Genomic DNA, 13,627 nt, shown 5'->3' with positions numbered 1-13,627 from the left:
GTTAATATAGTTTGATCTTAACGTTGAAATAATCCCAGCGAGCAAATCACCTTTGCCCCCTCAAATTCTCCATCAGCAGTCACCACACACAACGCATCATGCTCCATAAGATAAGTTACTTTTTGCGCTAAATCTTCATCAGAAATACCCGCCTTTAGTTCACGGTTTAGGGAGGCGATCGCATTTTGCTTAAGGGGATAGTTATGTATCATTTCAATGGCTTTGACTAAATTTTCCCAGTCCTGACCCTGGGCTAAAATTGGTGTCTTTTCCTGCACATACTGGCAATAGGACATAAGATGATCGTAGGTTCTTGCCCTTGCTCCTCGCCGACTGCCCATTGTGCCAGCAACTTTTTTCGTCTGATCAGTCACAATCTGAGCCGCCTTTTGTACTAAATTATGATGTTCAGGATGACGGTCTAGAGCTGGGGTGTTTAAATTACAACCCGCCATTCGTAAAATTCGCATTTGAGATTGGGTCACACTATGGCCCTGCTTATCCACCCATGCCAGCGCATCCGTACCCTCAGCAGTTCTGAGATAAAGCAAAACCCCCTCTGGTTCCAAAACACTCGGCCCATGGTGACGAGTAGAAAACACTACATCCGGCAGATCTTCAATAATACGTTTTAGCTTAGGATTTGCATCAATGGCCGTCTGCCAAATTTGCAGAGCTTCCGACGTTAAATCCACTTCTCCCTCGTCGTCATCCTCATCAAGAATATTCGATTTTTCATTGTAAAGATTTAGCAGAACTTCCCGCTCTTCATCGTCCTCAAAAAATGCTTCATCAGTACCCACTACTTCCTGATTTTCCTTCAGGCGATCGCGTAACCGACCCCGTAGATTAATTAATTGCTCTACCCCCTCCGCTGGCAGAAACGAATAACAGAAAATTTCATCTGCTTCCTGGCCAATACGATCCACACGACCCGCCCGCTGAATCAAACGAATAATCGCCCAAGGCAAATCGTAATTCAGAATAATCCCTGCGTCCTGTAGATTTTGACCCTCACTAAGCACATCCGTCGCCACCAATATCCTTAACTGATCCTCAGCGGCAACGGCTCTCTGCGAGATCGCCTTACCATTACTCCTCGGACTAAAACGCTGGGCAAGTATCGTTGGGTCTATCTGAGAATTTCCCGTTGCCAAACCAATATTGGTAATCCCTGCCGTTTCTAAAGCCTGAGCCAAATATCTCGCTGTATCCGCAAATTGCGTAAAAATCAAAATTTTCTCGTCTGGATGTTCTTCAGTTAGTAAACGAATTAAAGATTGCAGTTTGCCATCTTCATCCGCATTCCAACGGCCTGAAATTTTCAGGATATTGATTAAAGATTTCGCATCCTGTTCTAGATTATCAGCCAGTTCCGGCGTAAATAAATCAGGACGAATCCACTTAAATCGCCGCTGGTACTGATTTTGGTAAAGCTCATAAATTGCAACTGCCCGTTGTTTGAATTCTGCACCGGGGGTTAGCCGATCCTCATCAAAGCTGTCCTCTGTATCCGTTGCCGTTTCCCAATCCTGACCTAACAAAGAATCCTGATCTTCGTCCGTTGTCCCATCCAACAAAGCCGCATCCTGGGTGCCAATTGGAATCGGTAAATTATTGGCAATCGCATGGAGATAGACATAATTCCTTAAAATATGGCGATCGATAGACTGAATAAAAGCTGCACCACTGCTTTCTAGACGTTTAAATAAATTGGTGCGACAGAAGCCCATTAACCGCTGACCAGCATGGGAAAGATTTGCCAGAATTTTTCGCTCTGCCTCGGTGACATCCAAATGCTCAAATCCCGTTGCCAAGCTCATCTGACCGAGGGATTTCTTATGTTTTTTCTTTTGATTACCGGGCGACGGAATCAAATAATTCCCTAAGCCATAACGAGGTAAATTTAGGCTATTGATAATATCCACCACGCGATCGCCGTATAACCTCGCATAGGGGTCTTTTTCATCACTTGTACTAAACTTAACAGTCCTTGGGCAACGTTTCGGGAAATAAAAGCGATCACTATTGGGAAACTCTAAGTAATAACCTCGCTCGTCTTCTTTAGCATAGGTCTTTTTAATAAAACCCCTTGTCCGGCGCACCATATAGCGACTCATTAATTGTTGCCAATCTTCCGGCTCATCACTATGCTCAAATGCCATCAATGATCGTACTGGGGTTGCATTATGTTTCCGTAAAAATTGCATTTCACCACCCAAATTACGGATGTGGGCTTCTGGTTTAATGCCGATGTCTGCTTCAGCCCTCAAAAATAAACGCAACTGAGACGATAAATCCAAATAACCTTTGTTGTAGGGGGTTGCCGTCAACAGAATACAACGACTGCCACTCTGCTCTATGTATTCTTTAATCGCCTGATATCGTTTTCCTTCACGGTTACGTAGGTTATGACTCTCATCAATCAGTACCAAACGAAACCGGGCAGGCACTTCTGGCAATCTTTGTTCCACTTGGCTAATCGGGACAACCTTACCCCGCAGGCCATAGCGATCAACATAGCCTTGCCACATTGATTCAAGATTCTTCGGACAAATAATTAATGTACTCGTCCCATATTCCTCTTCACACACATGGGCGATCGCCGTTCCCACTAACGTTTTCCCTAGACCAACCACATCACCGATCACCACTCCATTGCGCTTATCGATATGCTGCATCGCTACCCGTACAGCCTGCTCTTGAAATTCCAACAAACCAAAATTTTTCGGAGCTTGATATCGACTCAAACCATCCCGTGCTTCCTGCGACAGATGATAAGCCATCTTGAGATAAATATAAAAAGGAGGTAGTTGCTTTCCAGCCCAACTTTCATCAATCACCTTAATCAAGTCTTGAGAAATATCGAGAGAAAAATTATCCTCCCATCGTTCAATAAACCACTCTTCTAACTTCTTTGTATCGTCTCGGTCTGTGACTTCAACATTCAGTTCACCCTGACCACTCAAACCAGAGAAAGTCAGATTACTACTACCCACATAACCAATGCGAGGTGTAATTTTATCTTCTCGATGGATTAGATAAAGCTTGGCATGGAGTAGATGACGTAAAAATAGTTTAACTTCTAGTTTTTCAGCTTGCAATTGCGCTTTTAATCGTTTGAGACTTGCTTCATCCCTTGCAGTAGGAACGCCATAGGTTAACTGCTCTCGAAACTCATGAGCCATAATCTTTTTCAACTTATTTGCCTGTTCGTTCGACATCCGCTGATTTGCACGCTTCGTAATAGATAAACTACGCCTAAGTTCATCGTTAGGCGGCCTCTGCATCCCCACCAGTAAACGACAATTTTGACCTTTCCCGGCAGTAAATTGCTCGACTTCATCCTCTAACTCTCGCCAACCACGCAGGTTAAAGTAGCCAACACAAAAATCCGAACGATAACCTTCCTTTAGACAATGCTTAAGCTCTGGCAGTAGAGGAAAATCACAATTGTCATAGATTGAAGACATGGACGTTTAACCCTTCCCTTCCAATATCGCCAACCGTTTCTCAATCCGACTAACCCTCTCCACCAGCGGCAACCTATCGTTATCCCCAACATAGGAAGCAATGGCGGCTAAAACTCCCTCGGTCACCGTTAAACCCTGCTGGTCAAGGTAAGACTCCAACTGATTGAGTAATGGATCTGGAACCCGGATAGATAATCGCCTACTTTCCATAACTGACGATAGGTTTCTACTGTATGACGGAATGCTAACGCAGGATCAGATCACCCGTTGCAAAGTCTTAACAAATCGTGATAGTCAACAAAACGTCTATTAATCGGGTTTTCAGCGAGTGAAATCCAACTTGGGACATTCAAAAACGTCAATAAATACTGAAGGCGGCAACAGGGACAAAACTTCCTGGGCTAAACCATAGGCTTTCCTTTGGGCCTTCACTTCCAGCTCCATGGACGAAAAAGAGTCAATCTCTAACTTGTAGTCCCGGCGATAAATCCAAATCCAGTCATCGCACTGTGAACCCCATTCCAGACGGGGGAAGTGGTCAGATAGGATTGAAACAATCAACTCAAAGTCTGAACGCTGTAATTCTGCAAATATGACCCACTCGTTTTGATCCATACTGGTTAAGAGCATTAGTACATCTAATTCGGTTTATCACCAAGAGTTTATGAAGAAAGACCTACTCTAGCCTGACTTTATCCATTTGAAAAACCTTAGCGATTATTCTAAAGTTCCTTCAGAGTAATGTTTCTGACTTTTCAAGCGTCACTGTTTGACAGCAATGTTAAGAAAATCTTAAAGCAATGCATCTAGAACCTTCACTCTCTCGTTTGAGTTTTAGGGAATTTGGACAAAGTCGAACTCAGATATTTTCTTAATGTCCATGGCTTTTTTCAAAAGCTAAAACTGAATCTTCCATTGACTTTTTCGCCGTTAATATCACTTAAAATCGCCAGTTTATAATCCCCTGGTACCTGAGTAGAAAGAAGGGCAGTATAGTGTTTGTCTTGATCGCTATATTTAAAGTTAATGTCTTGTTGAGTACCATCGGGTAATTGAACTTTACCGGTCACAATGGCATTAGTAATGGGGCTATGGTCAACTCCTTTTTGTAGGTAAAAGTCAAGATGGAAACCGCCAGCTTCTTTAATGGAAAGTAATTCTAAATGGTAATCCCCCATTTCAATTACCTGTCCTCCCTGGCCTCCATGGGATTCAGTTTTATTCTCCTCAACATTTTCTGTAGGAGAAACGGTAGGAGTCGGGGTCGGACTAACGGAAATATCTGTTGGCGAAGTTTGATTACCACAGGCATTGAGCAGAAAAACTATGAGTAGAAGGATAACAGGATTGGTGGGGATTGAGAACTTCATAAATAAATTAAAATTTAAACTTTTGTCAGAACATTAATGGGGGTTGATGCTGGAGTAGTAACGCTAGCCGATGGACGTAAAAACCGTCCAAATTGAGCATATAAAGCTGGTAATACCAGTAGAGTTAAAGCGGTGGAGGTAAACAATCCCCCCAAAATGACGATCGCCAGGGGTTGGAGAATTTCCTTCCCGGCTCCAGTCCCGATCGCCAGGGGAAGCATACCAAGGGCGGAAGTGAGGGCGGTCATCAAAATGGCGACTAATCGTTCCTGGGAACCTTCCTGGACTACCTGGGCCAAGGGCAATGCCAGGGCAAATTTTTGATTGTAGTTATCCACCAGCAATAAGCCATTACGGACAGCCACACCAAAGAGAGTTATAAAACCCACCAAAGAAGCAACGGAAATAACTCCCCCCGTCACGGCGATCGCCAAAATTCCTCCAGCCAAAGCCAAGGGAAGATTGACCATAATCATTAAGGTTGCGGCCAGGGATTTAACCGCGAAATACATCAAAATTGTGATAACAACTATGGATAACAAGCCAAACAGTAAAAGATTTTGACTAGCCCGTTCCTCCGATTCAAACTGACCACCGTACTGGATGAAATAACCCGTGGGGAGAGAAATTTTTTCCTTTACTTGGGCTTGAATATCGTTGACCACAGACCGCAAATCTCGGCCCTTAACATTGGCAGAAGCCACAATTAACCGGGAAACATTTTCTCGATTGATGGTGTTGGGGCCGGTACCATAACTAATTTGAGCGACTTGGGCTAGGGGAATTTTCGTGCCGCTGGGAGTATCCACCAACAAATTACCAATGGTTTCTAGGTTATTGCGGGCATCTGCTTTCAGCCAAACCAGCAGATCAAATAATTGTTGATCCTGCAAAATTTGGGAGGCGACTCTACCATTCAATGCTGTTTCTACCAGCTCAGAAAGTTGACCAACGGTTAACCCATAACGCCCGGCCGCTAGGCGATCAAACTGAATTTGTACCTGACGCACCGGGACTTGGGGTTCTAGTTGTAAATCCACCAGCCCAGGAATCTCCGCCATGGCTGTTTCCACCGATTTCCCGAGGGTGCGGAGTTGTTCTAAGTCGGGGCCAAAAATTTTAACGGCGATCGCACTTCTGACCCCCGATAACACCTCATCCATGCGGTGGGAAATAAAACCGCCAATGTTGGGAGCTACCCCAGGAATTTTGTCAAACTCAGCCCGTAGGGTTTCGATACTCCCTTCCCGGTCGGCCATCCCTGCGTCACTAAGTTCTACGTCCAAATGTCCTAAATTGACCCCACCGGCATCGGCATCCCCAGGGGCCCGGCCAGAACGTAATTGTACGGAGCTAAAGCGGGGATCTTCTTTGAGAGCATCCTGGAGGGCAAAACCAACCCGATTGGTGGCTTCCAGGGAACTTCCGGGATAGAGCAGTAGGGCATTAACCAAGGATTGTTCCTGGAATTCCGGCAAAAAAACCCGTCCCATACTCGGTACTAGGCTGAGGGAAAAGATAAAAAAGGCGATCGCCGCCCCAATAATCCAGCGGGGATGGTGGGTGCTGAACTTTAATAAGGGCTGATAAATCTTTTGGCTAATGCGAGCTAACCAAGTTTCATCACTGGGCAAACGGCAGGGGGCTAATAGGAGGGCACAGAGGGCTGGGGAAAGGGTCATGGCCACTAGGGTCGAAGCCAAAATGGACAATAAATAGGCCACCCCCATAGGCGCAAAAATCCGCCCTTCTACCCCCGTCAGACTAAAAATCGGGGCAAAGACAACAACGATGATGACTGTGGAAAAAATCACACTGGTACGAACTTCCACAGAGGTGTCGTAAACCACCTGAAACGGATGCTTGGGATTACCCAAAGCTTGATTTTTGCGGAGACCCCGGTAGCAATTTTCCATATCCACAATGGAGTCGTCCACCACAGAACCGATCGCCACCGCTAATCCCCCTAGGGTCATGGCGTTAATACCTTGACCGAACCAACCTAAAATCATCATGCCAATGAGAATGGAGAGGGGAATGGCACTGAGGGTGATAATCGCAGTGCGCCAATTCATCAGAAACACCACCATCACCACAGCGACGATGATAATGCCATCCCGCAAAGAATCCCGCACATTGGCGATCGCCGCATCAATAAAACTTTCTTGGCGAAACGTAACCTGGAGATTGACCCCGGCAGGGAGGGCGGCCTTTACTTCTGCCATGGTTCTTTCCACCGCTTTGGTCACAGTGGGGGTATCGGCCTGGGGTTGTTTATCAATTACCAGCACCACTGCCCGTTGGCCATCCACACTGCCATCGCCCCTCATCAAGGCCGGGCCAATGGTCACTTCCGCCACATCCCGGAGCAGAATCGGTGTCCCATCCCTAGCTGTCACCACAGAATCCGCCAATTGGGATAGGTTTTCGATGCGCCCCAACCCTCGAATCACGTCTTCTTGGTCGGCAGTTAGTAAAAACCCCCCCGCCGCATTGACATTGGCCTCTTCCACCGCCTTGGTCACCTGTTGGAGGGAAATATTAAACCCTTTGAGGCGGGCCGGATCTACTAAAACTTGATATTGCTTAACGTCACCGCCATAGGCAACAACTTGGGAAACTCCCGGTACGGCCAAAATTTGATTGGTGATTTCCCGGTCAACCCGCCGCCGCACTTCCATCAAATTGGACTGGGGGTTTGTCGGGGACTCCTCCACGGTTAAGGCGTACATCAAAATGGTGCTGATGGGAGAAGATACAGGAGAAATTTGTGGTTCCTCTGCCCCGCTGGGTAATTTACTCCGGGCAGATTGTAGCCGTTCCGTCACCAATTGTCTGGCTCGGTAAATGTCTGTGTTATCGGCAAAAATAGCCTTAACCACGGAAATGCCCACCGCTGAGGAAGACCGCACCATTTCTACCCCTGGGGTGCCATTCACCGCACTTTCAATGGGCAGAGTAATTAGAGTTTCCACTTCCTCCGGTGCTAAGCCTGGGGCTTCCGTTTGGATTTCCACCTGGGGAGGGGCAAAGGGGGGAAACACATCTAGGGGCATCCGGGTGAGGTTGTAGCTCCCTAAAATAGCCACCAACACGGCCCCAATAACCACTAGCCAACGTTGGGCGATCGACCATTTGAGGATGGCATTAAGCATTTTCTAGGTAAATAGCAAGGGTAAATAGATGACTTGAGCGATTCAGATTATTTAGGGGAAATCCTGGTGGGATGGGGTTTCAATCAGGACTTTTTCAACTTCCAGGGATGGTTCCTCTGGGCTAGACGTTAAGCTAGGCTCCCGCAACTGCTGACTTTGTTGGCGTTTTCCCCACAGGCTACCGGCCCAAAATAATCCAGCGGCCATAACGGTTCCCCCCAGGGGTAAAAGCCATGGCGGTGCTCCAGGCAATGTAAAGGTAGATGCAGTTATTTCTGTAGATTCTTCAGTCTCTTCTATTTTTTCTGCTGGTTTAGCCCGCAAAGATTGGGCATAGAGCTGACTGGCCCGTTGGCTGACCACTAAATCCCCGGCAAACAAACCGTCGGTGATTTCCACCCAATCCCCGGAAACTTGCCCCAGGGTAACGGTAATGGGTTCAAAGACATTGCCGTTTTGCACAAACACCAGATTTTGCTGATCATTGGTTTTGACAATGGCTGATTGAGGAACTGCTAGCACAGGGGTCGAAGTACGGTCAGTTAGGACTTCCAACTCCACAAACAGGCCGGGTTTCAGTTGACCATCGGGATTATCCAAGGTTGCTTTCACCGCAACGATACGATTTTCTCCTTCCACCACGGAGCCAATTTGATTAATCCTGCCCCTAAAAGTTTTATCGGGTGAACTACTCACCCAGCCCCGAATTCCTTGGCCCCGGCGAATTTTGTTTAGATCCTTCTCGTAGATATTGGCTGAAACTTGAACTTGCTGACTATTAATTAGGGTAAAAATTGGCTCCCCTGCATCTTGGCGAGATTCTCCTACCTTGATTTCATGTTCTGGGGTAGTGGCGGGGTCAACAACGATCCCATCGATGGGGGCTTTAATGACAATGGTGCCATCGGGGCGGGCATCAGTCCCCAATTGTTGTAAACGGGTTTGATAGTTTTCCTCGCTCAATTTGACCTGTTTTTGAGCCACGCTTAAGGCAGCTTGGGCCCGCTTAATTTGAGCTTGGGCTTCACTGACCGGTAAACGACTTTGGGTTCTCACTAAATTAGCCTGGGCTTGGGCTAAGGCCACTTCTGATTCTAAAAACTGACGACGGGGCAGGGCACCATTGGCTTCCAGTTCCCGGTCTCGGTCATAACGCTCCTGGGCAAATTCCTTGGCAAGGCGGGCTTCTTCAATTTCACTCTGGGCTACCTGTTGTTGTTGGCGGTAATTTTCCCGAGCTAGCTCCAGATCAGCTTGGGCCTCTTCCACAGCGGCGATCGCCGAGCTACGACGGTCTTGGGCGGTGGTGCGTAGTTCTGCCAATTCGGCACTGGTCATAGTGGCGACGGGTTGACCGGCTGTAACGCTTTCCCCTGGATTCACTAATAACTCGAGTAATTTTCCCCCCACGGGTGTTGTGACCTCAACCCTTTGTTGCGGTAGGGTTTCAATCTGACCCGTTGTCCTGATGCCCGTATCTAGATAACGGGGTTGTAAAGGCTCCACCTGAATATCCAGGCGACGAATAGTGTCCCCATCAAGGGAAATACCCTGGGCAGACTGAGCCGATTCACTTTGGTGGAATTCATCCCCATGGCCAGCATGGGCTAGGGTCGCTTGGGGAGACATTACCAGCAACCCTAACAGCAGGGGGAACGCCCAACCCTGAACAATGATCCGGTTTTGCATAGAATTCCGACAGCGCAACGTTCTTAGTGTTTCACAGGAATATGAAACCAAGATGAAATGGAATTACGACTGAACTATCGGTGCAGAAACAAGGGGCAACTGGACGGTGAAAAGACTGCCTTGCCCCAATTCACTCTCCACCGTTAAAGACCCCCTATGCTTAACGGCGATCGCCTGGGCAATGGCAAGGCCTAATCCTGCCCCTCCCCGTTGTCGAGACCGGGCCGTATCCACCCGATAAAAACGGTCAAAAACCCGGCTTTGATTCTCCGAAGCAATACCAATGCCCGTATCTTGGACTTTGATGATGGCTTGCTGTTTATCGGTCTCAAGCATGACGGTTACCTCGCCCCCCGTTGGGGTGTAGTGAATGGCATTACTGATTAAATTACCCACCAAACGATAAAGCTGTTCTTCTTCTCCCCTGACCCAGATATTTGCTTGATTGTCTAACTTCGCAGATAACAATACCCCAGCGGCGATCGCCAAACTGGCAAATTCTTCGGTTAAATCTTCAACTAAATCATTGAGACAACAAAGGGTAAACTGGGTCGGATTAACTGTTGTTAAATCCATGCGGGAGAGGAGTAATAAATCATGGATTAAATGGCTGAGACGATAATTTTGTCGTTTTAAGGTTTGCAAGGTGCTATGGGTTTCTTCAGCATTAGGTTCTGCATTTAATGTCGTTTCCAACGTTGCCTGAATCGCCGTAATCGGTGTACGTAATTCGTGGGCAATATCAGCGGTGAACTGCTGGATTTGTTGGTAGGAACGATAAACCGGCTCCATGGCTAAGCCTGCTAACCACCAACTAGCACCACCGACCACAATCATCACAATGGGTAAACCCCAAACTAAAAAGCCTTGGATCGTGTGCAAATGATGGTCATATTCCACCAAGGAGCGCCCCACCTTTAAATAGCCCCAAGGTTCACCAGTGGTGGTTTTTAACAGCAAAGAAACTTGGTGATAGCGGTTCCCTTTTTGATCCGTTAATGGTTTTTGACGGGTGGTTTCCCGCTCAAAGGCTAAGCCTGGGGGATTTTCCCCTGCCGTTGCTAATAATTGACCGTTTAAGTCCAAAAACCGGACATAATAGCCCGGCTGTTGGGTTGCGTTGAGAATATGCCTCCGTTGAGGCGACCTAGGGCAAGCTACTGTACCTAAGCAAAGATTAGGCAAAATTTGTTTAACCGAGGGCTCTAACTGCCCCGGTTGTTGTAATAGTGGTTCCAGTCCATCATGGAGGGTTCCTGCTAAAGAGGTTAATTCTTGATCCAGCGATCGCCAATGATCCTGGGAAGTCATTTCATAGACCGCTAGGCCACAAAGACCCAAAATAAGTCCCATGACCCCAGCGTAATAACTGGCTAAACGCCAACGGGATAGATTGAATAATCTATTGTTCTGCATGGGTTGGATGGGGCTGAAAACGATACCCTAAGCCATACACAGTTTCAATGAGATTGCCATGGCTATACTCCCCTAATTTTCGCCGGAGCAAACGCACCTGGGCCGCTACAACATTACTGGTGGATTCCGCCGACAGCGCCCACAGTTGATTTTTAATTTGTTCACTACTGAGAATTTGTTGGGGATGCTTCATAAAATATTCTAAAAGCTGAAATTCTTTAGCCGTTAGGGAAATTTGCTGTTTATCTGGCGTTACTACCACAAAAGTTCCATAATCTAATCGCCAGTCCCCCACCTGTAACTGCTGGGGTTGCAATTCTGGCGATCGCCGTTGCAAAGAACGTAAACGGGCTAATAGTTCCGCCATGCCGAAGGGCTTAATTAAATAATCATCGGCCCCTGCATCTAAACCCTCAACCCGGTCTGCAATTTGATCCTTCGCTGTCAGCATTAGAATCGGTAAAGAACTCCTTTGGCCCCGGAGTTTTTGACACAATTCCAACCCCGATAACCCCGGTACCATCCAATCAAAAATAGCTAGCGTATAGTTCACCCAACCCTGGTCTAAATAGCTCCAGGCTAGGTTGCCGTCCTGCACCCAATCAACTACGTAATTTTCGCGACGGAGAGCTTTTTCCAGCACCATTCCTAGATCAGGTTCATCCTCCACCAGCAACAATCTCATGCTTCCTCACTGGCCATACCAGTTTTGATACCATTGCTTCATTTGCTTAATTTCCGCACTTTGGGAGCGGATAATGTCATCCATCAATTTATCCATCTCCGGCCGTTCCGTATTGGTTTTTAAATTGCTAGCCATCATCACTGCCATTTGATGGTGGGGAATCATCTGACGAATAAATTCCCGGTCAAAGTTTTGGGCGGTGGCCAAAGCATCTAAATCCATCGCCATCATGCCGTGACCTTGGTGCATTCCCATCATTCCCTGGCTCGACAAAGCAGGCACTGGTCGTTTAAACCATTGCTGATACCAGGTTTTCATTTCTTTAATTTCCCTTTCCTGGTCTCGGATAATATTCCGTGCCAACTTTTTGAGTTCAGGATGTTCGGCTTTTTGTAGAGCCATCTCCGCCATATCAATGGCATCTTGATGGTGGGGAGTCATCATTTCGATAAAACTTTGGTCTGTCCATTGCATGTGCATGCCTTGTTGGGCCATCATCTGCGGTGGAGATTGATTGCGATAAACCGCTGTTACCCCAGCCGCTGAACCACTGAGGAGTAGTCCTGCCAACCCATATATCCAGAATTGATTACCCACGGGAATGCTTACCTCCTATTCCTTCTCTAATTCCAGTCTGGCAAAGCAAAATGAAATCAGGATGAAATTTAGTGGTGTTGCAAATTTGCTACCAGTTCATGCTTTTGTCCTGTGGTCAATTAATAGTAATTTTTAGCTGTCCTGGTGTTATATTCCCCTGTTGCCTCCGGTGGTAATAAAGATGACAGGGGGAGCATACAGCCATCAAATTACTAGGGGAGTTATTACCTGGATCATAATCACAGTGATGAACCGCCATCCTGAGTCGATACCGTTCCTCCTTCAATAACCCCTTCCCCTCCCCAGGTTTGAGGCATTGCACCCCACACCATTCACAGACCCAATGAACAGACTGCTTTTTGGTGATGGCTATATTTTTCCAGTCGGGAGAATAACGGTCATCCTTCATCAACTCCACAAACCCCTAGTAATTTCATCAAACTCTTAACCTGCATAGGTTTTAGGGAACTATCTAGGTGTAAACGCGATTTCCCCGTTCATCTATTATCAGTTCGCCATCTTCTTTGGCAAATGGGCCAGAAGGCCAATGATCCAACAAATCTAAAACCACCTCACTAGGACGACAGAGCCGGACTCCCTTGGGGGTACAGACAATGGGCCTGTTTACCAGAATCGGATACTCCACCATCGCATCCAATATTTGAGCATCCGTGACGGTTTCTTCTAAGAGATTCAGTTCAGCGGCAGGAGACTTGGTTGTTCGTAAAGCACTACGGGGAGTTAAGTCCGCCGCCGCAAATAAACCCAACAATTGGGGTTTTGTCCAACCTTCCTTCACATACTCAATAACCTGGGGTAAATAACCCGCCGCTTCAATCAACTGTAAAACGTTTCTTGAGGTGCCACAGTCGGGATTGTGGTAGATAACGATCATATTTTCGGTCAATCCTAGATGTCACATTAATCTTGTCTAAATAATAGGGTTTTTTGGCATAACCACCCTTTTAAGGGAACTGTGGGCCACATATTCCCAGCTAATTAGAGATTGACAGTCACATCATGAAGATCCGCTTCGCAGTGCGCCAGGAGAATAGCGATCGCCTTTCATCTTAAACCCCTAGTAATTTTTTAGTCATAACTTGAAACCCCTAGTAAAAAATTAGAGGACAAAATACAGCCGGGCACCATGGTACATTGTCAATGATATGCATACGCAAATAATCAAGGAACAAAACCTAGACAGGATAAGGTCTTAGAATGCGTACTCACATAACTAGCTTA

At 46.7% G+C, this 13,627-nt stretch carries 11 protein-coding genes; all 11 read right to left on the bottom strand.

Going from position 1 to position 13,627, the window contains the following annotated elements; translation table 11 throughout:
• Nucleotides 1-17: 17 nt before the first annotated feature.
• Nucleotides 18-3,473: a helicase-related protein gene (locus C7I86_RS18360; RefSeq protein ID WP_011153866.1), complete on the bottom strand. Its 3,456-nt coding sequence runs from the start codon at nucleotides 3,471-3,473 to the stop codon at nucleotides 18-20.
• 6 nt (nucleotides 3,474-3,479) lie between these two features.
• Nucleotides 3,480-3,683, bottom strand: coding sequence for a hypothetical protein (locus C7I86_RS18355; RefSeq protein WP_011153865.1), 204 nt, complete (start codon nucleotides 3,681-3,683; stop codon nucleotides 3,480-3,482).
• Nucleotides 3,684-3,794: 111 nt separating this feature from the next.
• Entirely contained in the window at nucleotides 3,795-4,103 is a 309-nt protein-coding gene (locus C7I86_RS18350) for a hypothetical protein (protein WP_011153864.1), read from the bottom strand.
• 260 nt (nucleotides 4,104-4,363) lie between these two features.
• Nucleotides 4,364-4,843 (bottom strand): hypothetical protein, encoded by a 480-nt coding sequence (locus C7I86_RS18345; protein ID WP_011153863.1) that lies wholly within the window; start codon nucleotides 4,841-4,843, stop codon nucleotides 4,364-4,366.
• Between the two features lie 14 nt (nucleotides 4,844-4,857).
• Nucleotides 4,858-7,998, bottom strand: a complete 3,141-nt coding sequence (locus tag C7I86_RS18340; protein WP_011153862.1) for a CusA/CzcA family heavy metal efflux RND transporter — start codon at nucleotides 7,996-7,998, stop codon at nucleotides 4,858-4,860.
• 51 nt (nucleotides 7,999-8,049) lie between these two features.
• The gene (locus tag C7I86_RS18335; RefSeq protein WP_011153861.1) at nucleotides 8,050-9,687 is read right to left on the bottom strand and encodes an efflux RND transporter periplasmic adaptor subunit; all 1,638 of its coding nucleotides are present in this window, start codon (nucleotides 9,685-9,687) and stop codon (nucleotides 8,050-8,052) included.
• A gap of 63 nt (nucleotides 9,688-9,750) precedes the next feature.
• Nucleotides 9,751-11,103: a two-component system sensor histidine kinase RppB gene (rppB, locus tag C7I86_RS18330; protein WP_011153860.1), complete on the bottom strand. Its 1,353-nt coding sequence runs from the start codon at nucleotides 11,101-11,103 to the stop codon at nucleotides 9,751-9,753.
• On the bottom strand, nucleotides 11,090-11,788 hold the full coding sequence (gene rppA, locus C7I86_RS18325) for a two-component system response regulator RppA (RefSeq protein WP_011153859.1): 699 nt from the start codon (nucleotides 11,786-11,788) through the stop codon (nucleotides 11,090-11,092). The genes rppB and rppA overlap by 14 nt, the downstream gene beginning before the upstream one ends.
• A 6-nt stretch (nucleotides 11,789-11,794) precedes the next feature.
• Nucleotides 11,795-12,385, bottom strand: coding sequence for a DUF305 domain-containing protein (locus tag C7I86_RS18320; RefSeq protein WP_011153858.1), 591 nt, complete (start codon nucleotides 12,383-12,385; stop codon nucleotides 11,795-11,797).
• A gap of 115 nt (nucleotides 12,386-12,500) precedes the next feature.
• Complete coding sequence (locus tag C7I86_RS18315) at nucleotides 12,501-12,794, bottom strand: HNH endonuclease (RefSeq protein ID WP_071822683.1); 294 nt, start codon at nucleotides 12,792-12,794, stop codon at nucleotides 12,501-12,503.
• A 63-nt stretch (nucleotides 12,795-12,857) separates the two neighbouring features.
• Complete coding sequence (locus C7I86_RS18310) at nucleotides 12,858-13,280, bottom strand: arsenate reductase family protein (RefSeq protein WP_011153856.1); 423 nt, start codon at nucleotides 13,278-13,280, stop codon at nucleotides 12,858-12,860.
• Between the last annotated feature and the right edge of the window lie 347 nt (nucleotides 13,281-13,627).

This window comes from Synechocystis sp. IPPAS B-1465 (genome assembly GCF_003015225.1).
In the GTDB taxonomy this organism is placed as follows: Bacteria; Cyanobacteriota; Cyanobacteriia; order Cyanobacteriales; family Microcystaceae; genus Synechocystis.
This window is presented reverse-complemented; position numbering and strand designations above follow the sequence as displayed.